The organism is Pseudomonas moorei (assembly GCF_042846945.1).
In the GTDB taxonomy this organism is placed as follows: Bacteria; Pseudomonadota; Gammaproteobacteria; order Pseudomonadales; family Pseudomonadaceae; genus Aquipseudomonas; species Aquipseudomonas moorei.
This window is the reverse complement of record NZ_AP035776.1, coordinates 573199-597033: the sequence shown is the minus strand read 5'-3', so window position 1 is coordinate 597033 and position 23835 is coordinate 573199. Positions and strand designations below refer to the sequence as shown.

The 23835-nt window shown below is 61.0% G+C and carries 18 protein-coding genes; 9 read left to right on the top strand and 9 right to left on the bottom strand.

Annotation, left to right across the window (positions count from 1 at the left end; genetic code table 11):
* The first annotated feature begins 4 nt into the window (after positions 1-4).
* The 5 genes from ACGJAX_RS02860 to ACGJAX_RS02840 are packed head-to-tail and all read left to right on the top strand — an operon-like array spanning position 5 to position 9345.
* A complete protein-coding gene (locus ACGJAX_RS02860) occupies positions 5-1717 on the top strand; it encodes a DUF2138 family protein (RefSeq protein WP_390957371.1) in 1713 nt (570 codons plus the stop codon).
* Entirely contained in the window at positions 1702-2352 is a 651-nt protein-coding gene (locus tag ACGJAX_RS02855) for a DUF1175 domain-containing protein (RefSeq protein ID WP_090325533.1), read from the top strand. The genes ACGJAX_RS02860 and ACGJAX_RS02855 overlap by 16 nt, the downstream gene beginning before the upstream one ends.
* Positions 2349-6908 (top strand): MG2 domain-containing protein, encoded by a 4560-nt coding sequence (locus ACGJAX_RS02850; protein ID WP_390957370.1) that lies wholly within the window; start codon positions 2349-2351, stop codon positions 6906-6908. Before ACGJAX_RS02855 ends, ACGJAX_RS02850 begins: the two co-directional genes overlap by 4 nt.
* Position 6909: 1 nt before the next feature.
* Positions 6910-8529 (top strand): DUF2300 domain-containing protein, encoded by a 1620-nt coding sequence (locus ACGJAX_RS02845; RefSeq protein WP_390957369.1) that lies wholly within the window; start codon positions 6910-6912, stop codon positions 8527-8529.
* 3 nt (positions 8530-8532) lie between these two features.
* A complete protein-coding gene (locus ACGJAX_RS02840) occupies positions 8533-9345 on the top strand; it encodes a DUF2135 domain-containing protein (protein ID WP_390957368.1) in 813 nt (270 codons plus the stop codon).
* Positions 9346-9722: 377 nt separating this feature from the next.
* On the opposite strand, the gene ACGJAX_RS02835 is transcribed toward ACGJAX_RS02840, so the two are convergent.
* The 9 genes from ACGJAX_RS02835 to ACGJAX_RS02795 form a co-directional block, all read right to left on the bottom strand.
* Positions 9723-10469 carry a S24 family peptidase gene (locus tag ACGJAX_RS02835; protein WP_390959798.1) on the bottom strand — a complete coding sequence of 249 codons (747 nt, stop codon included), beginning with the start codon at positions 10467-10469 and terminating at the stop codon, positions 9723-9725.
* 229 nt (positions 10470-10698) lie between these two features.
* Positions 10699-11226 carry an inorganic diphosphatase gene (ppa, locus tag ACGJAX_RS02830; protein WP_003228599.1) on the bottom strand — a complete coding sequence of 176 codons (528 nt, stop codon included), beginning with the start codon at positions 11224-11226 and terminating at the stop codon, positions 10699-10701.
* A 111-nt stretch (positions 11227-11337) separates the two neighbouring features.
* Positions 11338-12150 carry a zinc-dependent peptidase gene (locus tag ACGJAX_RS02825; protein WP_090325528.1) on the bottom strand — a complete coding sequence of 271 codons (813 nt, stop codon included), beginning with the start codon at positions 12148-12150 and terminating at the stop codon, positions 11338-11340.
* 6 nt (positions 12151-12156) lie between these two features.
* On the bottom strand, positions 12157-12813 hold the full coding sequence (locus ACGJAX_RS02820; RefSeq protein ID WP_090325526.1) for a DedA family protein: 657 nt from the start codon (positions 12811-12813) through the stop codon (positions 12157-12159).
* A gap of 269 nt (positions 12814-13082) precedes the next feature.
* The gene (locus ACGJAX_RS02815) at positions 13083-13544 is read right to left on the bottom strand and encodes an N-acetyltransferase (RefSeq protein ID WP_390957367.1); all 462 of its coding nucleotides are present in this window, start codon (positions 13542-13544) and stop codon (positions 13083-13085) included.
* A gap of 116 nt (positions 13545-13660) precedes the next feature.
* Positions 13661-14485: an ethanolamine ammonia-lyase subunit EutC gene (eutC, locus tag ACGJAX_RS02810; protein WP_390957366.1), complete on the bottom strand. Its 825-nt coding sequence runs from the start codon at positions 14483-14485 to the stop codon at positions 13661-13663.
* An 8-nt stretch (positions 14486-14493) separates the two neighbouring features.
* Positions 14494-15888, bottom strand: coding sequence for an ethanolamine ammonia-lyase subunit EutB (locus ACGJAX_RS02805; protein ID WP_390957365.1), 1395 nt, complete (start codon positions 15886-15888; stop codon positions 14494-14496).
* A gap of 133 nt (positions 15889-16021) precedes the next feature.
* The gene (gene eat, locus ACGJAX_RS02800) at positions 16022-17392 is read right to left on the bottom strand and encodes an ethanolamine permease (protein WP_247254599.1); all 1371 of its coding nucleotides are present in this window, start codon (positions 17390-17392) and stop codon (positions 16022-16024) included.
* 265 nt (positions 17393-17657) lie between these two features.
* Positions 17658-19178, bottom strand: a complete 1521-nt coding sequence (locus tag ACGJAX_RS02795; RefSeq protein ID WP_390957364.1) for an aldehyde dehydrogenase family protein — start codon at positions 19176-19178, stop codon at positions 17658-17660.
* Between the two features lie 299 nt (positions 19179-19477).
* Here ACGJAX_RS02795 and ACGJAX_RS02790 point away from each other — a divergent pair, with 299 nt between their 5' ends.
* From ACGJAX_RS02790 to ACGJAX_RS02775, 4 genes are all read left to right on the top strand, one after another.
* Positions 19478-21391, top strand: coding sequence for a sigma 54-interacting transcriptional regulator (locus ACGJAX_RS02790; protein WP_390957363.1), 1914 nt, complete (start codon positions 19478-19480; stop codon positions 21389-21391).
* A 139-nt stretch (positions 21392-21530) separates the two neighbouring features.
* Positions 21531-22880 (top strand): UDP-N-acetylmuramate:L-alanyl-gamma-D-glutamyl-meso-diaminopimelate ligase, encoded by a 1350-nt coding sequence (gene mpl / locus ACGJAX_RS02785; protein ID WP_390957362.1) that lies wholly within the window; start codon positions 21531-21533, stop codon positions 22878-22880.
* Positions 22877-23509 (top strand): flavin prenyltransferase UbiX, encoded by a 633-nt coding sequence (gene ubiX, locus ACGJAX_RS02780; RefSeq protein ID WP_095057270.1) that lies wholly within the window; start codon positions 22877-22879, stop codon positions 23507-23509. Before mpl ends, ubiX begins: the two co-directional genes overlap by 4 nt.
* Entirely contained in the window at positions 23502-23786 is a 285-nt protein-coding gene (locus tag ACGJAX_RS02775; RefSeq protein ID WP_090325509.1) for a YceK/YidQ family lipoprotein, read from the top strand. The genes ubiX and ACGJAX_RS02775 overlap by 8 nt, the downstream gene beginning before the upstream one ends.
* The last annotated feature ends 49 nt before the right edge of the window (positions 23787-23835 follow it).

Below are 23835 nucleotides of genomic sequence, written 5' to 3'. Positions count from 1 at the left end.
TGAAATGAGTGAAAACATCGTGTCCCCAGCCGCCGATGCATCGGCCGCCAAACCTTCCCGGCGCTGGCCGGCGCTATTGCTTGGGTTGGGCCTGGCCGCCGTTGTGGCGGGCGGGGTGGGGTGGTTCCTGCACAAACCCAAGGTGCCTGCGCCCGTATTGGCCAGCGACAAGCTGGGCATGAGCCGGCCGGATGGCCTGTTGGAAACCCACTCCTTGAGCCAATTGCCCAAGGATCTGCTGGCGGTGCCCTTCCTCAAGGAAACCCTCACCGAAGATTTCGTCTTCTATTACGAAACCCACGCCGATCGCCTCGGGCTGATCGGCAGTCTGCGGCGGATCATTTACGAGCATGACCTGAAGTTGCAGGACAGCCTGATCGAACAGCTCTTCGATCAACCCGCCGACGTGGCGCTGTGGCGCGGGGCGGATGGTCGGCTCAAGGATTTCCTGCTGGTGATGGATCGCGGCGGACTGGCCAAGGTGCTGGAACCACTGGCCAAGGTGGCGCTGGATGATTCACAGCTGAGCAAAATTGCCGATGTGAAGGTTGGCAGCGACGATGTCGCGCTCTATCAGCTCACCTACAACGCCAGCAAGGCGCTGGTGTTTGCCTCCCATGGCGACAAACTGGTGGTGCTGTCCAATCCATCGAAACTCTACGACCCGCAAAGTGGCCAGGCCGAGGAGCCGGGCAGTGTCTCGATAGCCGCCATCGCCGCGCTGCTCAACGGCGACAAACTGTTCCCCGAAGCATTCGGCCTGCCGCCGCGCGCGCCTGAAGTGAAGCAACGCCTGTCGGTCAACGCCAGTGTGCTGGCGATGGGGTATCAGCGTTTCATTCCGAACTTCGCCGGGCTGCGGTTCGACATGGACGACAAGGGCTGGCACAGCTTCCTCGCCATGGATGAACTGGACGATCAGCCGGGCTTCGATTTCAAACCGATCTGGCAAGCCATGCCCATGGGTGCCAGCGCCTGCGTGGCCTTGCCGCTTGCGGCCGAACAACAGAAACCGCTGCTGGTAAAACTCGGCGCCGACGAGAAGGTGGCGCAGGCCTTGACCGAACACATGGCCGGAGCCGCGGGCCTGTGCTGGTACGCCGATTCGCGGCTGTACACGCCGCTGCTGGTGGCCGGCCTGAACGATAAGGACAGCGCCAGACTCGATGGTGATCTGGGCAAACTGTTCGGCTCGATGGTTGGCGCCTACGAAGGCAAGGTCGAAGATCACGCGTTCCCGGTGGTCGAAAAACAGGAGGGCCCGACCCATCAGTGGCAGCGCCAGGTCAGCTCAAACTTCGGTCCGTACGCGGCCAAAGACGCCGAAGCCCCGAACGCGATCACCGGCAAGGCTTTCATGCGCGTCAGCCTGGCGCGTCACGGTTCGACGCTGCTGTTCTCCCTCGACGACAAACTGGTGGACAAGGCGCTCGGCACCCTCGACAAGCGCTTTCCGCCGATGGCCGACGTGGTGCCGAAGGACCTGCTGATGCCGATCTACTTCGGCCCGGAGTCCATGGCCCAGCTGATGCAACAGGAAACCCTCGACAGCCTGCCCCAAGACATGGAGCCGGTGTTCTATAACGCCGCGCAAACCTACCTCATCCCGAAACTGCGCAAGCTCGGCGGTTATGGCAAGTACGCACTGACCTTGCCTGAAGGCAGCGAACCCGACGGCCACTGGCAATGGCTGCCACTGGAATGGAAAGCCCTGTGACTGGATTGATCCGAAGCCTCGGCCTGCTCGCGCTGCTGCTGAGCGCGGCTGCCCGGGCTGTCGAAACCCCGGCGCTCGACCCGCAGCAATCCCAAGTGTTCCGCGCCTGGTTCGTGCGCATCGCCCAGGAGCAACTGAGCCAGGGCCCGAGCCCGCGCTGGTATCAACAGGACTGCGCCGGGCTGGTGCGTTTCGCCGCCAACGAAGCGCTGAAAGTCCATGACGACAAATGGCTGCGCAGCAATGGCCTGTCCAATCGCTACCTGCCGCCAGAGCTGCCATTGAGTGATGCCCAGCGCGGTCTCGCCCGGCAATGGCAGCAGGGCGGCGGCAAGGTCGGGCCGTACGTCAACGCGATCAAGCTGATTCAGTTCAACAGCCATCTGGTCGGCCGTGATGTAGCCCAGGCGCGTCCCGGCGACCTGATGTTTTTCGATCAGGGCGACGACCAGCACCTGATGATCTGGATGGGTCGCTACATCGCCTATCACACTGGCACCACCACACCCACTGACAACGGCATGCGCTCCGCAAGCCTGCAACAACTCATGACATGGAAGGACACCCGATGGATACCCGATGCAGCCAACCCCAACTTCATCGGCGTTTATCGACTGAATTTTCTCTCCCAATGATCGGTGCCCGCATGTTGCGTTTTCTGCCTCTGCTGTTGCTAATGGCACTGCCTTTTTCAGTGGTGAATGCCGAAGACACCGTTGAACCGAGTGGCTATACGCCGGTGGCCGGGGAGAGTTTCTTTTTGCTGGCCGACAGCAGTTTCGCCAGCGACGAACAGGCGATGGTGCGTCTCGAAGCACCAGGCCGCGACTATCGCCGGTTCCGCATGGAGCCCTACGGCGGCGCCGACATTCGCGTGTATCGCATCGACAAGCCGCTGGATTTCCTCAAGCGCCAGAAGAACCTGCACCGGGTGGTCAGCGACGGCCAGTTCAAGGGCGAGGGCCTGTCCAATACCCTCGCGTACCTGTGGGACAACTGGTACCGCAAGTCTCGCCGGGTGATGCAGCGGGCGTTTTCCTACGAGTCGCGTAAACAAGTCACCGAGCACGTGCCGGAACTGAAGATGGGCAACGCCATGGCCGCGCCAACGCCTTACGACGCGCAGCCGCAATTCGCATTGATTCCGGGCCTGCCGGTGGTCAGTCAGTTCCGCTATCCGCTGTGGCAGGCCAAGCCGATCCAGCCACCGGAAGGGGTGAACCTTGCCGGTTCCTCCAGCGAGTTCGTCAGCGTCGCGCCGGGCAACGTCTATATCCCGTTGGGCAACCTGAAACCGGGCCTGTATCTGGTGGAAGCGCTGATCGGCAAGTACCGGGCAACCACCATGGTCTTCGTTTCCAACACCGTGGCCGTGAGCAAGATTGCCGGCGATGAATTGCTGGTGTGGGCGGCGCGCAAGCACGAAGGCAGTGCGGTGCCCAAGGTCAATGTGTTGTGGACCGACGGCCTCGGCGTGATGAGCAGCGGCGCCACCGATGCCGAGGGTCTGCTGCGGCTGAAACACGTCAGCCCCGAGCGCTCGTTCGCGATAGGCGAAGACGAAGAGGGCGGCGTATTCGTCTCGGAAAACTTCTACTACGACAGCGAAATCTACGACACCAAACTTTATGCCTTCACCGACCGGCCGCTGTACCGGCCGGGGGATTGGGTGTCGCTGAAAATCGTCGGTCGCGAGTTCAAGAACGCCCGGGATTCGGTGCCGCCAGGCGCCGCCGACATCAACATGACCGTGCTCGATGCCACCGGTACGGCCCTGCAAACCCTGGACTTGAAACTGGACTCCAAGGCCGGTACCCAGGCTCGTTTCCAGTTGCCCGACAATGCCGTGGCCGGTGGTTATGAGCTGCGTTTCAGTTACAAGGATCAAGCCTACAGCAGCGCCTTCCGGGTCGCCGAGTACATCAAGCCGCACTTCGAGATTTCACTGAACCTGGCCAAGCAGGACTACCGCACCGGCGAAGCGGTCAAGGGCAGTCTCGTGTTGCTGTATCCGGACGGCAAACCGGTAGCCAATGCCAAATTGAGCCTGAGCTTGCGTGCTCAGCAGCTGTCGATGGTCGACAACGAGCTGCAATACCTCGGTCAATTCCCGGTGGAGCTGACCAGCACCGAACTGACCACCGACGCCAAGGGCAACGCCACCCTCGAACTGCCGGCTGCGGAGAAACCGAGTCGCTACATGCTCACCGTGTTCGCCAGCGATGGCGCGGCGTATCGGGTCAAGACCACCAAGGAAATCCTCATTGATCGCGGCGCTGCGAATTTCCGCTTGAGCGCGCCGCAGCGTTTCAGCGCGGTGGGCGACAAGGTGGTATTCAGCTACGCCAATGAAAGCGAGCAGAGCCAGTCGGTCACGCCGAGCAGTTATGGTTGGGTGCGTCTGGAGGACCAGAGCACCGGCGAAGGCAAACTGACGGCCACCGACAAGGCTTTCACCCTGGCGTTCGAGCGCCCTGGTACCTACAACCTGACACTCAGGGATGACCACGGCCGAACCCTTGGCGCCACCGGTCATTCGGTCACCGGCGACGGCGTCAAAGCGGTGCCGGGCACCGTTGAAATCGTCCTCGACAAACCCGAGTACAAGGCTGGCGACGAAGCCCTGGCGTTGATGACTTTCCCCGAGCCGATCAGTGATGCACTGCTGTCGCTCGAACGTGACAAGGTCGAGGCCACCGCGTTGATGTCCAGGGGCGGTGACTGGCTGAAGATGGAAAAACTCAGCGACACCCAATACCGCGCGCGCATTCCGGTGAAGGACAGCTTCGCACCGAACCTGACCTTCTCGGTGCTGTACACCAAGGGTGGTCAGTACAGTTTCCAGAACGCCGGCATCAAGGTGATTGCGCCGCAGATAGACGTGGCCATCGCCACTGATAAAGACACCTATCAACCCGGCGATACCGTGTCGGTGGACCTGACCACCCAGTTCGCCGGCAAGCCGATCCCGGCGCACCTGACGGTCAGCGTGGTCGACGAAATGGTCTACGCGTTGCAGCCGGAAGTCGCGCCGACCATCGACCAGTTCTTCTACCATCCACGGCGCAATAACGTGCGTACCAGCGCCAGCCTGTCGTTCATCAGCTACGACGTGGCGTTGCCGGGCAGCCCTGGTGCACCGGGCAAGGCCAACCGCAGCGAACGTGGCGTGAAGGTGCTGGAACGGCCGCGCCGCGAAGACGTCGACACCGCTACGTGGCAGCCGGAGCTGGTGACCGATGCCAGTGGCAAAACCCGCTTCACCTTTAAGATGCCGGATTCGCTGACCCGCTGGCGCATCACCGCCCGGGCCATCGCCGATGACGGTCTGGTCGGGCAGAAAAAACAGTTCGTGCGTTCGGAGAAACCGCTGTACCTGAAATGGAGCGGGCCGAGCACATTCCGCACGGGCGATAAGCCGGATCTCGGCGTGTTCGCCTTCAGCCAGGCAGAAAACCCGGTCAAGGCCGAGCTGGTGACTCATTACGCGGGCAACGAGCAGCGCGTGCCCGTGACGCTGAGTAACGGCATCAACTACATCGCGTTGCCTGAGTTCTCCCTGGCCAGTGGCGAGTGGACCGCCGAGCTGGTGCAGGACGGCAAAACCGCTGATGCCTTGGCCGTGCGGCTGACCGCCACCGGTGAAGGATGGCAGGTCACGCAGAGCCAAAGCCTGGACGTGAGCGTCGGCGATACGCCGCTGACACTGCCGGCCGACGCCACGGATATTCGCCTACGGCTGGATGACAGCCCGCAAGCGCTGTTCCGTTCGGCACTGGATGATCTGCTGAGCTACCCCTATGGCGGCGTCGAACAAACCGCCAGTCGTTTGTTGCCACTGAGCATGGCCTATCCGACCTTGGCGTCGAACCCGCAGGTCCGCGACCGCTTGCGCCTGATCATGCAGAACAGCCGCTTGCGGCTGGTGCAAATGGCCGGGCCGTCAGCGAGTTTCACCTGGTGGGGCATGGACGGCGAGCCGGACGCGTTCCTGACCGCCTACGCCTATTACGCCGACTGGCACGCCAGCAAAGTGCTGGAGCTAAGCCTGCCGCCAGAGCACTGGCAGCGGGTGTTGGAGGTCTATTCGAAGCAGGCGAAAAACACGCCGCTGTTACAGCGCGCGCTGATTCTGTCGTTCGCCAAACAGATGCAATTGCCGGTGAACACCTTGCTCAGCGGACTGATGGATGACCTGGCGAAAGCGGGCGAGGGCAATGCCGCGAACCTGATGGACGATGGCGAAGACGGCATCGTCATGAGTGATCCGGATTCGGCGTTGGGTCTGGCCGCCGCCCGGGCGCTGACGGCGTCGTTGGCCAAGCAATCGAAGGTCACGCTGCCCGACGCTTTCAACCGGCAGCTGGCGGATGCACAGCAACGTCTGGCCGTCAGTTCCCAGCCGTTTGCAGAAGCCCTGAATCTGTCGCTGCAAGCCTTCGATCAGGCCCACGCGCAAGCGTTGCTGCAGCGCTTGCTGCCCCAGCAATCGACCCTGGAACGGGCGTTGGCGCTGACCTGGCTGCAGCGCAGCATCGAACAGGCTTCACCTGCCATTGCCCTGGCACCGGGTGAAGGCTGGAAGAAAAAATACGGTGATACCGGCGAGGTGTATTGGACCTGGCAAGGCGCTACGCCCGTGCCGACGGTGCTGTCGTTAAGCGGCACCCAGGAGCGTCCATTGCGGGCTGCGTTGAGCTTCCGAAGCCAGCAACCCACCGTCGATCCGATGGCCGTGACCATCACCCGTCGCCTGTCTCGGCTGGTGCCGGGGGAAGAAGCATTCACCTTCAAACTGGAGGCGGTCGGCAACGCGCCGTTGTCCAGCGACAGCCTGTACCTGGACGAAGTGATCCTCACCAGCAAAGCCGCCAAACCGCTGCGCTACGGCATGCTCGAAGTGCCGTTGCCACCGGGCGCCGATGTTGAGCGCACTACCTGGGGCATCAAGTTGATGGGCAAGGCCGGCACCGAACCCACGGCACTGGAAAAGGCCCGTTTCGAGCCGGGGCAATTGGCCTATGCCGTGCCGGTGGATGCGCTGAGCGGTGAGCTGCGCCTGCGTCATCTGGTGCGTTTCTCGCAGAAAGGCCAATTCAACCTGCCGCCGACGCGCTTCACTCAGGTGTATGCGCCAGAGCATCAGGCTCAAGAGCAGAAACCGGCGCTCGGTCAGGTCACGGTCCACTGACATGCCACGGCTTCTGGTCTGCTGGCTGTTGTGTTTGATCCCTGCGCTGGCCACGGCGCAGGACGAACCGCTGCATCTGGCGTTCAAGGGTGATTTGCTGTCCTTGAGCCGGACTCAGTTGCTGGCGCGCGAGCCGTTGCCCGATACCTTGCAGACCCCGCTGGGCAGTGTGTGGAAGTTGTTTGTCTACAGCTGGCTGGTGGACACCGGCGCACGCGAACCGGCTTATGAATGTCGTGGTCAGTCGAAGGAGGAAGTCTATTGCTGCACGGCGGGCGGCGAGATCGAACGTGATCAGGCGTTGGTCAAGTCCTGCGGGTTGTATTTCGAGCCGACGCGTCTGGGCATTTCCAGCGCCGATTGGCGAGCCTATTGGCAAACGCGACAGGCGCCGTCGTGGTTGCTGAACCTGACTTCACTGCAGCCTGACACTCGGGTTCCTGTGGCCGAGTTGTTGCGCTCCCTGGCGCTACTGCCGGCCCAGGATCAGGCGCGTCGGGTATTGCTCGATGTGGTGCTCAATGCCGCAGGCGGCAATGTGGTCGGCGAACTCGGCAGCCGGTTGCGGGTAAAAACCTGGAGCTGGCGGGGGGATCGGGATCCGGCGTCGCGCCAGGGTGGATTCGCCGGTTGGACGGCGGACGGTACGCCGATCTGGGCCGGTGGGCGCGGGACCAGTCAGCGGGTCTTGCGTGAGTATGGTCCTGCGTTGGCCACGGTGCTCCCGGCATCCTGGCCGGCCGAGACCGGAAAGTGCGTCGAGGTCAGCCTGTTCTCTCGTTATCCGTTGACGCGGGTACTGTCGGGAGGCCGCGTTGCAGCGTCCGGACCTTTACAGGGCGACTACCGCGTCGAATTCGCCAGCGGCAATCAGCTCGATATCCACAGCGATGGCGAACTGTTTTTAATGAAAGACCAACTGGTGGCGCGCCTGGACCGCGAAGAATACGTCGCTCGTGTGCTGCAACGTGAAGCCACCGCCGAACCCGCCGAAGCAGCCAAAGCCCTGGCCGTGGCCATTCGCACTTACCTGCTGCAAAACGCCACGCGCAACGGTGACTGTCTGAGCATCGACGACAGCAGTCAGCGCCAACGGGTCGCACCGCGTCCGGCCAGCGCCGAAGCGCGCAGCATCGCCGCCTGGACCAGTGATCTGGTACTGGCCGGCAGCACAGTGACCTACCATTCCGATCAACCCGGCCCGGACAAACTGTCCTGGCAGCAAGCCGTCGAACAAGCCAACGCCGGTCAACGCTACGACGCCATCCTGCTGCACGCTTACCCGCGCGCCAGCCTCAGCCGTTGGGACAATCCCGTCGCTTCCTGCGAAGCGCTGCCCGCCGCGCAAGACTGGCTGCAAAAGCAGCGTCGCGGCTGGCGTCCACGCCTGGAAAGCGAAACCGGCTACAACGAAGTCAGCACCTTCGCCGTCTGCCGCCTGACCTTCGGCCGCCCCTATGTCGACCGCGAACGCCAGCGCATCTACGTGCGCGGCGTGCTCTCGCTGCAAGACCGTCTCGACCTGACTCACGAATACCTGCACCTGGCCTTTGAAGCACACCCTAACGGCCAGGATGAAAACTACATCGAAGGGCTCGCCCGTCATCTTTTGCTGGAATAGACCATGACACTCCGTTATCCACAGGTCTTGCTATTGCTTTGCGCGTTGGCCATGTTATCGCCGACCATGGCCGCCGACAGCGTCAAGCTCGACACTCCCGTAGGCGGTTGGCGCACTGGTGCGGTCGAAGGCGAGGGGGAAAACTTCCGCCAGACCGTCAATTACCCGGCCTCCTCGGTGAACACCCCGCCAGGCCAGGCCAACACCGCGCGCATCACTGGACAGATCAAAGCCACGCCCAAGTCGGCAGAGCCCGGTCGGCTGATTGTGAACGGTGTCAGCATGCCGCTGAAAATCGATCCGGCGGGCCGCTTTGATCGCCCGTTTTCGTTTCCCAGTGGCAGCAACAGCGTCGAAGTCCGCAGCCCTGACGGCCAGCAACGCCACCGCACGCAATTTCTCAACGCCAGCGGCGGCGCCACCCCGGCCAAATTGCGTGTATTGCTGTCATGGGACAGCGACAACACCGACCTCGACCTGCACCTGATTACCCCTGATGGCGCGCACATCTGGTACGGCGACCGCGTCGCCCCCAACGGCGCGGCGCTCGATGTCGACGTGACCACCGGCTACGGCCCGGAAATCTTCGCCATGCCCGCACCGGTCAAGGGGCAGTATCTGGTGTATGTGAACTACTTCGGCGGTGGCTATCGCAGTGACGACGAGGGCCAGGAAGAAGCGGTTCAAGCACTGACCACCGCGCAGGTCACGGTGATTACCGAGGAAGGCACGCCGAGTGAGAAGATTGAGACGTTTCTGGTGCCGATGCGGGCGGTGGGGGAATTGACGTTGGTGAAGGCGTTTAGTTATCCGTGAGGGAAACAGTCGTATCACTTTCCTACAGGCATTAAAAAGCCGGCTTGTGGCCGGCTTCTCGGGGACTGGCTTGGTTCATTTTTGGTAAACCGCGCCAGCCTTCAAAACGTACACCCGGATCTTGCGTCCGGCTGTGGGACTCGGCGAGAAAGTCATCTGCCTTGTCGGTGCGATCGTCTCCGCAGGGCGGTTCGATGCGCAAATGTGGGGCGCAGCATACTGATTTTTTGAGGAAATTCCCAGTCCGGTGTGCGAGATAGAGCTATTGGGTGGTTCTTGTGTTGCGTCTGCCGACGCCTTCGCGGGCAAGCCCGCTCCCACAAATCTCGAGTAATCCTGTGGGAGCGTGACTAGCCCGCGATGAAAACGCCGCGGCGCTACAGAAATGGCACCTTCGGCCTGCGTTTGTTCAGCGTCGACCACCAGAACACCCAGCCGAGTACCTGAATGTTCTGTTCTTCGATCTGCGCGGCTCTGAAAATTTCGTCCGGGTATTCGACCCTGTTGTGGCTGCGCATGCGTATTGCATTGCCGGGGATGCGGTGCAGGTATTTGATTCGCAGCATGCCGTCATGTTCGATCGCGTAGATCTCGCCATCGACAATGTCCTTGAGCCCGCAATCAATGCCGAGCAGGGAGCCGTCCTCAATTCTTTCGCCCATGCTGTTGCCGATCATGCGGGCGCAGATGGCATCCGTATGTTTTATTTCCAGGGAATCAAGATAGTTGCGAGGCAACCGGAAGGATTGCTCAGGGTCTTTGACGACGTGGGTTTTGTGGGAGCCTGGAGTAATGGCCGCTTCTTTGTAGAAAGGCAGTTCGATGTCGGTAGGTTCGATAACCGTATAGACACCACGGATGGATTGAGCGTCGAACGTGTTGCCGGACTCGTCGAGCAGGCGCAGGTGCCTGGCATCTTTCGGGCCTTCGCCCGTTTTCAGCCATTCACTGTTTACCGATAGCTTTCTGGCAACCTCTTCCATGCAGTGGGCGGGCACGCCACGGGTGTACCAGTTGTGGACTTTTTGCGGGACTGCGTCCAGGAACTCGGCAAATCCCGTCGTGGTGATCTTGGCTTCTTCGAGGAGCGCTTTAAAGCGAGGGCCGCTAGTGTTCTTTTTCATAAACACGAGTCTAAAGACGCGGAATAAGGCTTTGAATAAACGAACCGTTCAAATTTCGAGGAAAATTAACGCTGGATGTAAGACGTTTTTAGGGAAAATTAAACAAGAAAAAACCAAAGCAGAATTAATTAAACAATTCGTTTAAACATCGGTTTCGAGCGCCCACAAAAAACCCCGGATCAACCGGGGCTTTTCTTGAAGCTTGTCGGTGGAAGCGTGCAGCCGCTTCTTAGCCTTTGTAGGCGGCAACCGACTTGGTGATCGCGGCGCGGGCAGCGTCTGCGCCGTCCCAGCCTTCGATTTTCACCCATTTGCCTTTTTCGAGATCTTTGTAGTTCGCGAAGAAGTGCTCGATCTGCTGAATCAGCAGGGGTGGCAGGTCGGTGTATTCCTTCACGTCGACGTACAGCTGGGACAGCTTGTCGTGTGGAACGGCGATGACTTTGGCATCGCCGCCGCCGTCGTCGGTCATGTTCAGAATGCCAACCGGACGAGCGCGGATCACGGAGCCTGGAGCAACCGGGTAAGGAGTCACGACCAGCACGTCGAGGGGATCACCGTCGTCGGCCAGGGTGTTCGGGATGTAACCGTAGTTGGCCGGGTAGAACATTGGGGTGGCCATGAAACGGTCAACGAACAGGCAATCGCTGTCTTTGTCGATTTCGTACTTGATCGGCGCGTGGTTGGCCGGGATCTCGATCGCGACGTAGATGTCGTTCGGCAGGTCTTTGCCAGCCGGAATCTTGCTGTAGCTCATTGGGCGTTGCCCCCGTTAGTTGACCAGAAACACTTGGCCGGATTGACCAAAAAGTGGCGGCGATTATAGGCATATTCCTGTGTCGACGCCACGTACCAGAGGTCGTAGACCTTAGTCATGTGCCTGATAGACCGGGTCCTCGGCGAGAAGTTGCTTGAGCCTCCTCAGCGGGTCCTGGCGATAGAACAGTTGCAGCTGCTCGTAGACCCGTGGATAGGCCTCGTGCAGCAAATCCGGGGCGCTGAAGAAATACTCGCTGGTCACCGCGAAAAATTCGGCCGGGTTCTCGGCGGCGTAGGGGTCTATCGCGGTCTCGGCGTCCGGGTTGCGATCCAGTTGCCGGTCAAGATCGTCGTAGGCTTCTTGCATGACCTTGGCCCAGTCGCTGACCCGCATGTCCGCGTGCAGCGGCGGCAGGCCGTTGGCGTCACCGTTGAGCATGTCGAGTTTGTGTGCCAGCTCGTGGATCACCAGGTTGTAACCTTCCCAGCCACCACTGGCCATGACGCCGGGCCAGGCGAGGATGATCGGCCCCTGCTGCCAGGCCTCGCCGCTGTGCTCGCCATCCCATTCATGCTCGACACCGCTGGCGTCGCGATGGCGCTGCGGACTGAGAAAATCGTCCGGGTAGAGGATGATTTCATGAAACCCCTGATACCAGTTCAGGTCGCCCAGGTGCAGCAGTGGCAATTGTGCCTGGGCGGCAAGCAGCAGGCGTTGCTCCTGATGGAGTTCAACGCCGGGCAGGGCGGTCAGGTGTTTGTCTTGCAGGAACAGCACACTGGCTTCACGCAGCCACTGGTCTTCGGCGGCGCTGATGCCATCCAGAAAACTCAATTGATGGCGCACCCGTTGCCACATGTCGTCGGCAATCGGGTGCTTGGCCAGGATGCGCTGGCGTCGCCAGGCGCTCAGGGACCACATCGTGAATCAGCGTGTTTCGGCTTTGGAGTTCGAGTTGCCGAAGCGGCTGCGGATCACGCCGATGATCATCGGCAGCAGTGACAGCAGAATGATGCCGACCACCAACAGTGACAGGTTTTTCTTGATGAATGGTACGTTGCCGAAGAAGTAACCGAGGGTCACCAGGCCGCCAACCCACAAAACAGTGCCGAAGACGCTGAAGGCGAAGAAGCGTGGGTAAGGCATCTTGCCGACGCCGGCGACGAACGGTGCAAAGGTGCGGATGATGGGCAGGAAGCGCGCCAGGGTCACGGTTTTGCCACCATGCTTGTCATAGAAGTCATGGGTTTGTTGCAGATAATCGCGGCGGAAGATTTTCGAGTTCGGGTTGCTGAACAGACGTTCGCCGGCCGTTCGCCCGATGATGTAGTTGGTACTGTCGCCCAGTATCGCCGCCAGCATCAGCAGCCCGCCCAGCAATACCGGATCCATACCGCCCCCGGCGGCCACGGCGCCGGCGATAAACAGCAGCGAGTCGCCCGGCAGGAACGGCATCACCACCAGACCGGTTTCACAGAAAATCACCATAAACAGAATGGCGTAAATCCAGGCCCCGTAGTTGGTTACGAGCATGTCGAGGTAGACGTCGAGATGCAGAACGATATCGATCGGGTTGAAATCCATGGTGAGCACCTGTGATGACGGCCCGACTCGGCAGGCCTGTGCAAATGACTTCGTGTAAGACTACGAACAGGGGTAGTTTTTCTTACAAGTAGGAGAGGTCGGGATTATACGGACTGAAAAGTGAAAAGAGCGTCGAGATTGTAGCGGGGCATTTCACTCGGACCGACGGTGGGCGCGCTATGAGTTACAAGCGTAGGCTCGCTCGCGATGGCGGTGCCAAATGGCACCCCGCCATTATGAGCATGCTGCGCCAGTACGTTTGACGCGGATCAAAGCTCTTCGCTGATCGGCAACACGTAGTTCTTGAACTCGGTGTCTTCCTTGAATCCGATGGACTCGTAGGTTTTCTGCGCAACTTTGTTGTTGCTGCTGGTGGAAACGCGCATGCGCACGGCATTGGTTTCCTTGGCCATTTTCTTCGCGGTGCGGATCAGGTTGTCGGCCACCAGTTGGCGGCGGGCGTCTTCGGCGACGTAGATGTCGTTGAGGATCCACACGCGTTTGAGCGATAGCGAGGAAAAGCTTGGGTATAACTGACAGAAGCCCATCAGCTTGTTGTTGTCGTCATCGGAAAGTGCCAGGTAAATCACCGATTCCTTGCGACGCAGGCGTTTTTCGAGGAACGCCCGGGACGAGTCCGGATACGGCAGGGAACCATAAAACTCGCGATATTTGACGAACAACGGGGTCAGCAGGTCCAGGTGTTCGAGGGTCGCTTGAATAATCCGCATGGTAGGTCTCGTCTTCAAGTGGCTGTCTTCACGTGCACTGACGGCAAAAGGTACTCACTGGCAGCCGTTCGTCGATCCTGCCTGAAATCCGCTCGAAAGTGCAATGCAGAAGCGGTTCAGGTAACCGGCGGGCTCAGCAGGAAATTACCCTTTGTGTCCGCGCCGACATCCGCTTCCAGTGTCTGAACCTGGGCTTCGTCCTTCAGGGTGACGCCCGAAAGTTGTCGCCGGCAGGCCTCGCGCATCAAATACAGCAAACGGTGTGCCGCCATGCCGTAACTCAGCCCTTCGAGACGCACATTGGAAATGCAATTGCGGTAGGCGTCCGTCAGGCCGACCTTGGGATTGTAGGTGAAATATAAACCCAGGCTGTCTGGCGAGCTGAGGCCGGGGCGTTCGCCGATCAGGATCACTGTCATTTTGGCACCGAGCAGTTCACCGACCTCGTCGGCCACTGCAACACGACCTTGCTCCACCAGAATCACCGGGGCCAGGGACCAGTTTTCAGCGCCCATCTGTTCTTCCAGGCGCGCCAGAAAAGGCAGTGTGTGCCTATGAACGGCCAATGCCGACAAACCATCGGCGACGACGATCGCCAGATCGACCCCGCCGGGATGGGCCGCTGCGTAATCGCGCAGGATTTGTGCGGACTCATCACTCAGCTTTCGCCCCAAATCAGGGCGCTGCAGGTAGCTGTTGCGATCGATCGCCGCACTGTGCAGCAAGATGCTTTCGCGCCCGCGTTCAGCCAATTGCGAGCTCAGGGCCTTGTGGTCAAACGGCAAATGCACCGCGTCCCGCGCCTGGGCATGGGCGTACTGGAAATCCAGCTGTGCACGGGTGGGCATGCTGGTGCCGGTGCGGCCCAGGGCAATTCGGGCCGGTGTCAGGCGTCGCAGTTCCAGCCAGGGGTTGTGCGGATCGAAAGGTGGTTTATCCATGGAGACACTCATCCCAATTGCGCCAAGGCCTGGCGGAAGGCCGGTGGCAGGCTGTTGCCGAAGAGAATTTTCCCGTCCGCTTGAGTGAAAATGCCCATCTTCGCCAGCCACTGTTCGAACTCCGGCGCGGGCTTCAGGCCCAGGGTTTGTCGGGCATACAGCGCGTCGTGGAAGGAAGTGGTCTGGTAGTTGAGCATGATGTCGTCGGAGCCGGGAATACCCATGATGAAGTTGATGCCGGCCACGCCCAGCAGGGTCAACAGGGTATCCATGTCGTCCTGGTCGGCTTCGGCGTGGTTGGTGTAGCAGATGTCGCAGCCCATCGGGACGCCCAGCAGCTTGCCGCAAAAGTGGTCTTCGAGGCCGGCGCGGATGATCTGCTTACCGTTGTAGAGGTATTCCGGGCCGATGAATCCTACGACGGTGTTGACCAGAAACGGGTTGAAATGTCGTGCCACGGCGTAGGCCCGGGTTTCGCACGTCTGTTGATCGACGCCATGATGGGCGTTGGCCGACAGGGCGCTGCCCTGGCCTGTTTCGAAATACATCAGGTTTTGTCCGAGTGTGCCGCGATTGAGGCTCAATCCGGCGTCGTAACCTTCCTTCAATACATTCAGATTGATGCCGAAACTGGCGTTGGCCGCCTCGGTGCCGGCGATCGACTGGAACACCAGGTCCAGCGGGACTCCGCGATTGACGGCTTCGATCGACGTAGTGACATGCGTCAGAACGCAGGCCTGTGTCGGGATTTCGTAGCGTTGAATGATGGCGTCGAGCATTTCCAGCATCGCGCAGATCGACGCGATGCTGTCGGTGGCCGGGTTGATCCCGATCATTGCATCGCCGTTACCGTGCAGCAAACCGTCAAGGATGCTGGCGGCGATACCGGCCGGTTCGTCCGTGGGGTGATTCGGTTGCAGGCGGGTGGACAGCCTGCCGCGCAGGCCAAGGGTGCCGCGGAACTGCGTGACGACGCGGATTTTCTGTGCGACCAGCACCAGATCCTGCACGCGCATGATCTTCGACACGGCGGCGACCATTTCCGGGGTCAGGCCGGGGGCGAGGGTGCGCAGGACGTGTTCGTCGGCGGCATCACTGAGCAGCCAGTCACGAAAACCGCCCACGGTGAGGTGGCTGACCACGCTGAAGGCGTGCTTGTCGTGGGTGTCGATGATCAGTCGGGTGACTTCATCGTCTTCGTAGGGAATCAGTACTTCCTGTAGGAAATGGCTCAGCGGAATGTCGGCCAAAGCCATTTGCGCGGCCACACGTTCGCCGTCATTGAGCGCGGCGACGCCGGCCAGAAAGTCCCCGGAGCGCGCCGGACTGGCTTTGGCCATCACTTCCTTGAGGTTTTCGAAGCGATAGGTCTGAGCGCCGACGGAATGGGCAAATGCGGCCATGGGGCGGTGTCCTCTGGTTCTGTACAAATCTTGATAACACAAACAGTCCCTGTGGGAGAGCTTGCTCCCACAAGGGATTTGCATGCACTTCAATCATGCAGGCGCCAGGCCAGGAGCCCGGCGCCGGTGCAACTCAGACGCCTTCGAGCATGGCGTCTGCCGGTGCTTCGGAGCGTTGTTTGGCGGTCAATTGGAAATACAGGTAACCGGCGGCCATGAACCCGACGAAAATCAGACCGATCAAGGTGTTGAACCAGGCCATCGCCACCAGGCACACCACGGCGAGAAACAGCGCGATCCCCGGCACGATCGGGTAACCCGGAGCACGGAAGGTGCGTTCCAGGTTTGGCTCGGTTTTACGCAGTTTGAACAGACTCAGCATACTGATGATGTACATCACAATGGCACCGAATACCGACATGGTGATCATCGCCGCTGTCAGGGTCATGCCTTGCAGGTTGACCAGGCCGTCGCTGTAAATCGCCGCGATGCCGATCACGCCGCCAGCAAGGATTGCCCGGTGCGGCGTCTGGAAGCGCGACAGCTTGGCCAGGCTGCGGGGCAGGTAGCCGGCGCGGGCCAGGGCAAAGAACTGCCGCGAGTAGCCCAGGATAATCCCGTGGAAGCTCGCCACCAGGCCGAACAGGCCGATCCACACCAGCATGTGCATCCAGCTCGAATTGTTGCCCACCACGGCCTTCATGGCTTGGGGTAGCGGATCGTTGATGTTCGACAATTGACGCCAGTCGCCAACGCCGCCGGCCATGACCATTACGCCGATGGCCAGGAACACCAGGGTCAGAATCCCGCTGACGTAGGCCTTGGGAATCGTGCGTTTGGGGTCCTTGGCTTCTTCGGCCGCCATGGCCGCGCCTTCGATAGCCAGAAAGAACCAGATCGCAAAGGGAATGGCGGCGAAAATGCCGGGAACGGCCGCCATCGTGAACTCGCTGGAGCCGGACCAGCCATTGAGCACAAAGTTACTGAAACTGAAGCCTGGCGCAACGACGCCCATGAACACCAGCAGTTCGGCGACCGCCAGCACGGTGACCACCAGTTCGAAGGTGGCCGCGATGCTGACGCCGAGGATATTCAGGGTCATGAACACGAAGTAGGCGCCTACCGCCGCGATCTTCGGGTCCAGTTCCGGGTATTGCACGTTGAGGTAGGCGCCGATGGCCATTGCGATCGCCGGTGGCGCAAAGACGAACTCGATCAGGGTGGCAATGCCGGCGATCAGGCCGCCTTTCTCGCCAAAGGCCCGCCGGCTGTAGGCAAACGGCCCGCCCGCATGGGGGATGGCGGTGGTCAATTCGGTGAAGCTGAAGATGAAGCAGGTGTACATCGTCGCCACCATCAGCGCGGTGACGAGAAAACCCAGGGTGCCTGCTGTGCCCCAGCCGTAACTCCAGCCGAAGTATTCGCCGGAAATCACCAGGCCGACGGCGATGCCCCATAAATGCAGGGTGCCGAGTGTGGGTTTGAGCTGTGTGGTAGAAGTCATAAGTCCTCGCTGTCTTTTTTATTGTTTGATCTTTTGGACTTTCGTAAGCGGCGCTTGCGTGTAATGCGGGCACGCAAGGGCCGTGCCAGAGCGGCCAGGCGTTGGGTTGTGTGTCATTGGAGGCGCCATCGCGAGCAGGCTCGATCCCACAGGGTTCCGTGTCAGGTCCCGATAGGTGGATTCACCACAAAAACCTGTGGAAGCGGGCTTGCCGGCGATGACGGTTTGGAGGGCGACACAGAAACCCTGTGCCGCCCTCCGGTTTTTAGAAGAAGCCCAACGGATTGATGTCGTAGCTCACCAGCAGGTTTTTGGTCTGCTGATAGTGATCAAGCATCATCTTGTGGGTTTCACGGCCGACGCCGGACTTCTTGTAACCGCCGAACGCAGCGTGCGCCGGGTACAGGTGGTAGCAGTTGGTCCACACACGACCGGCCTTGATGGCGCGGCCCATGCGGTAGGCGCGGTTGATGTCGCGGGTCCAGAGGCCGGCGCCCAGGCCGAACTCGGTGTCGTTGGCGATGGCCAGGGCTTCGGCTTCGTCCTTGAAGGTAGTGATGCTGACTACCGGGCCAAAGATTTCTTCCTGGAACACGCGCATTTTGTTGGTGCCCTTGAGCAGGGTCGGCTGGATGTAATACCCGGTCGCCAGATTGCCCTCGAGTTTTTCCACCTTGCCGCCGGTCAGCAGTTCAGCGCCTTCGCCCTTGGCGATTTCCAGGTACGAAAGGATTTTGTCGAATTGCTGCTCGGACGCCTGGGCGCCGACCATGGTGTCGGTGTCCAGCGGGTCGCCACGTTTGATCTGCAGGACCTTCTTCATCACCACTTGCATGAATTCGTCGTAGATCGACTCTTGCACCAGCGCACGGGACGGACAGGTGCAGACTTCGCCCTGGTTGAAGAACGCCAGGACCAGGCCTTCGGCGGCCTTTTCGATGAAGCTTGGTTCGGCCTGCATGATGTCTTCGAAGAAGATGTTCGGCGACTTGCCACCCAGCTCCACGGTGCTTGGGATGATGTTTTCGGCGGCGCATTTCATGATGTGCGAGCCGACCGGGGTCGAGCCGGTGAAGGCGATTTTGGCGATGCGTTTGCTGGTGGCCAGGGCTTCGCCGGCTTCTTTACCGAAACCTTGCACAATGTTCAGCACGCCCGGTGGCAGCAGGTCGCCGATCAGTTCGACCAGCACGGTGATGCCCAGCGGGGTTTGTTCGGCGGGCTTGAGCACCACGCAGTTGCCGGCGGCCAGGGCCGGGGCGAGTTTCCAGGCGGCCATCAGGATCGGGAAGTTCCACGGGATGATCTGACCGACCACGCCCAGCGGTTCATGGATGTGATAGGCCACGGTGTTGCCGTCGATCTCGGCAGCGCTGCCTTCCTGGGCGCGGATGCAGCCGGCGAAGTAGCGGAAGTGATCGGCGGCCAGCGGAATGTCGGCGTTGAGGGTTTCGCGCACGGCTTTGCCGTTGTCCCAGGACTCGGTGATTGCCAGCAGTTCGAGGTTCTGCTCGATGCGGTCGGCAATTTTCAGCAGCACCAGCGAGCGTGCCTGGGCGGACGTGGCGCCCCAGGCATCGGCGGCTGCGTGGGCGGCGTCCAGGGCCTTGTCGATGTCTTCGGCGGTGGAACGCGGGAATTCGGCAATCGGTTGGCCATTGACTGGCGAAGTATTGGTGAAGTACTGACCTTTGACAGGCGCGACGAACTCGCCGCCGATGTAGTTACCGTATTTGCTCTTGAACGAAACGATAGCGCCTTCAGTACCGGGGTGAGCGTAACGCATGATAGTTCTCCTTGGCTTTTGTATTTATAAGAGAGACGCGCATGTGCGCTTGCTATAAGCGTAGAGCAAGGGTCGGGCCAGTGCCTTGCAGGTCAGGCAAATCAAGGCCTTGGGCGATTTTTGTCGGACGGGCGGGCGGTGTCTGTGACGCTTTCGGTACAGTGCCTGTGACACTTTGTACCGGTTGTGGAACAGCCTGTGACTGGCGGGTCTTGCCGGCATTGCAATGCAGACTAGGCTGGAGGATGCTCGGCATCACCTCAACACGGGTCGCCGAGCCCCGGGGAGAAAAATAAGAAATGCACGACAACCATTTGAGTCGCCATGCCCAGCAAGTGCTGACTGTGACCCAGGGCAAAGCCCATCTGCACGGTCCAGGCAGCGACCCGTCCATCGCCCGCTCCTGGCTGCGCTGCCTTGAGGACTATCACCTCGATCCGGCCCTGAACATGGCGCCGACCGTGCTGGAACATGGACGCGTCCTCGAAAGCCGTGAACGCCTGCAGCAAGTGCTGCACATCGCCGGCAATGAAATGACCAGCCTGCATCAACAGCTTTCCGGTGCCGGCCACGCGGTGCTGCTGACCGATGCGCGCGGTGTGATCCTGAACTGTGTAACGGCGCCCGCCGAACGGAAGATTTTCGAGCGCGCCGGGCTCTGGCTCGGCGCGGACTGGAGCGAGGCCTGCGAAGGCACCAATGGCATCGGGACCTGCCTGGTGGAGCGTCAGTCGCTGACCATCCATCAGGACGAGCACTTCCGCGGCCGCCATACCGGCCTGACCTGCTCGGCGAGCCCGGTGTTCGACCCTCACGGTGAGCTGCTGGCGGTGCTCGACGTCTCGTCGGCACGGCATGAGGTGTCGCGTCAGAGCCAGTTCCATACCATGGCCCTGGTCAATCTTTCGGCGAAGATGATCGAGAGCTGCTATTTCCTGCGTTACTTCGACAATCAATGGCTGCTGCGTTTTCATTTGCAGGCCGAGTCTGTCGGGCTGTTCAGCGAAGGGTTGCTGGCGTTCGACGGAGAAGGGCGGATCTGTGCGGTGAATCAGAGTGCGCTCAATCTGCTGGGACTTGTTCGCGGTGGTTTGCTGGGTAAGCCGGTGGAAGCCTTTTTCGACTGCTCGCTGGATGAGTTGCTTGGCCGCGCCAGCGCCAATGCCAGCGCCAGTTGGCCGCTGCGCACCCGCGACGGGCGCAAGCTGTTCGCCGTACTGCGTGGGCAGCCGCGCCGCGTGCCGATGCCACTGGTGCCCAGTCCGGTGGTGGAGGAGCGTGCGCCGTTATCGGGCATCTGCCTGGGCGATGCCGGTTTGCAGGCGGACTTCCGCAAGGCCCTGCGGGTGTACGAACGGGACGTGCCATTGCTGATCAACGGTGAAACCGGCTCGGGCAAAGAAGCTTTCGCCAAAGCCGTCCATCGCGCCAGTCAACGGGCGGAAAAGGCGTTTGTCGCCCTCAACTGCGCCGCCATCCCGGAAAGCCTGATCGAGAGTGAGCTGTTCGGCTACCGCGGCGGCAGCTTCACCGGGGCGCGCAAGGAAGGCATGCGCGGCAAGTTGCAACAGGCCGATGGCGGCACGTTGTTCCTCGACGAGATCGGCGATATGCCCCTGGCGATGCAGACGCGCCTGTTGAGGGTGCTGGAGGATCGTCAGGTGGTGCCGATCGGCGGCGAGCCGGAGGCGGTCAACGTGCGGATCATCAGCGCCACGCACCGCAATCTGCTGGAGCGGGTGCAGGAAGGCAGTTTCCGTGAGGACCTGTACTACCGGCTCAACGGGCTGGAGGTCGCGCTGCCGGCATTGCGCGATCGCAGCGACAAATTGCAGCTGCTGGATTTTTTGCTGGCCGAAGAGGCGGGCGCAGAATCGGTCATGATCGACGCGCCAGCCCGCCAGGCTTTGCTGGGTTTCGCCTGGCCGGGCAACGTGCGGCAATTGCGCAATGTTCTGCGGACCTTGGCAGCGTTGTGTGAGGGCGGACGCATTGTTCTGGAAGATTTGCCGGCAATGATCCGCCAGGCCCGACCGGCGGTACTGCCGACCGTTGAAGAGCCTGCCGAACATCCGCTGGAGGATGCCGAGCGCCTGGCGCTGTTGAATGCACTGGAGCAAACGCGCTGGCACATGACCCATACGGCCGAACAGTTGGGGGTCAGCCGCAATACGCTTTACAGAAAACTGCGCAAGCACGGTATCGCCCGCTAGAGGGCAGCACAATCTGTGGGAGCACTCCATCGCTGGCAAGCGGTGCTCCTGCAGGTTCGGCCGTAAGCGGTGGCTGAAACACAAGGTGCGAATTTCCCCTCCCTAAGCTAACCTGCGGCCATGTTTTACGAGGTCGACTATGCACATTCATATTCTTGGTATCTGCGGCACTTTCATGGGTTCGATGGCGGTTCTGGCCAAAGAGCTGGGCCATCACGTGACGGGCTCCGATGCCAACGTCTATCCGCCGATGAGCACTCAGCTCGAGGCTCAGGGCATCGAGTTGACCCAAGGCTATGATCCGGCGCAACTGGACCCGGCCCCCGACCTGGTGGTGATCGGCAACGCCATGTCGCGTGGCAACCCCGCTGTGGAATATGTGCTGAACAAAGGCCTGCCCTACGTCTCCGGTCCGCAATGGCTGGCGGACCACGTGCTGCAAGGCCGCTGGGTGCTGGCCGTTGCCGGTACCCACGGTAAAACCACCACCAGCAGCATGCTCGCCTGGGTGCTGGAGCATGCGGGCATGAGCCCGGGCTTCCTGATCGGCGGCGTGCCGCAGAATTTCTCGGTGTCGGCGCGCCTGGGCGATACGCCATTCTTCGTCATCGAAGCCGACGAGTACGACAGTGCGTTCTTCGACAAACGCTCCAAATTCGTGCACTACCGTCCGCGCACGGCGATTCTGAACAATCTGGAATTCGATCACGCGGACATCTTCCCCGATCTGCCGGCGATCGAGCGGCAATTCCATCACTTGGTGCGGACCATCCCGAGTGAAGGCCTGATTATTCATCCGACCACCGAGCCCGCCTTGCAGCGCGTTATCGAGATGGGCTGCTGGACCCCGGTGCAAACCACGGGTGCCGGCGGCCAGTGGCAGGTCAAGCTGCTCAGTGAAGATGGCTCGAAGTTCGAAGTCATGTTCGAAGGCGATTCCCAGGGTGTGGTCGAGTGGGACATGACCGGCCAGCACAACGTCGCCAACGCACTGGCCACGCTGGCGGCGGCTCGTCACGTCGGAGTGGTGCCATCCATGGGCATTGCCGCATTGAGCGCGTTCAAGAGCGTGAAGCGCCGCATGGAAAAAGTCGCGGAAGTGCGCGGCATCACTATCTATGACGACTTCGCTCACCATCCGACCGCCATTGCCACCACCCTGGACGGCTTGCGCAAGCGTATTGGCGATGCTCCATTGATCGCCATCATCGAGCCGCGCTCCAACTCCATGAAGCTCGGTGCACACCGTGACGGTTTGCCGGAAAGCGTGGTCGATGCCGACCAGGTGATCTGGTACGCCCCGGCCAACCTGGGTTGGGACCTGGCGGGCACCGCCGCGTTGTGCACGGTGCCGTCGATCGTCAGCGATTCGCTGGAAGGCATCATCGAGCGCGTGAAGAGCCAGGCCCAGCCCGGTACTCACGTAGTGATCATGAGCAATGGCGGCTTCGGTGGCCTGCACGGCAAACTCGCCGAGGCGCTCAAATGAACAACGGCCCCGACCGCATCACACTGGCGATGACGGGCGCTTCCGGCGCCCAGTACGGCTTGCGCCTGCTTGACTGCCTGGTGCGTGAAGACCGCGAAGTGCACTTCCTGATTTCCAAGGCCGCGCAGCTGGTGATGGCCACCGAAACCGACGTCACGCTGCCGGCCAAACCGCAGATGATGCAGGCCTTTCTCACCGAATACACAGGTGCCGCCGCGGGGCAGATTCGGGTGTATGGCAAGGAAGACTGGATGTCGCCGGTGGCCTCGGGCTCCGGCGCGCCTGCCGCGATGGTGGTGGTGCCATGTTCCACAGGGACGTTGTCGGCCATCGCGACCGGCGCCTGCAACAACCTGATCGAACGTGCCGCCGATGTGACGCTCAAGGAGCGCCGTCAACTGATTCTGGTGCCCCGTGAGGCGCCGTATTCGAGCATTCACCTGGAGCACATGCTCAAGTTGTCGAACATGGGCGTGACGATTCTGCCGGCATCGCCGGGCTTCTATCATCAGCCGCAAACCATCGACGACCTGATCGACTTCGTCGTCGCGCGGATTCTCAACTTGCTCAACATTCCGCAAGACATGCTGCCACGTTGGGGCGAACACCATCTGACCAGCGATGAATAAGCTACTGACGATTGTGCTGGCCTTGCAGTTGGCCGGGTGCGCCACCGCGCGCACGCTGGATGCCGCGAAACCGGGTGCGCCCGTGGTGTATTCAGGGACCCGGCTGGATTTGTATGCGATGAACGGTGGTTGCTGCGCGATGGACCGCTTCGGTGCCGAAGCGCCGAGCTATCCTGGCGTCGACCTGCCTGCCAGTGCACTGCTCGACACCTTGCTGTTGCCCTTGTCGTTGCTGACGGTGATCGGGGTCAGTTTTCAGGCAACCGGTGGGCTGTAGGAGAACCGGCTTCTATGGCGAGGGGTCAAGCGCCCTCGCCACAAGCTGG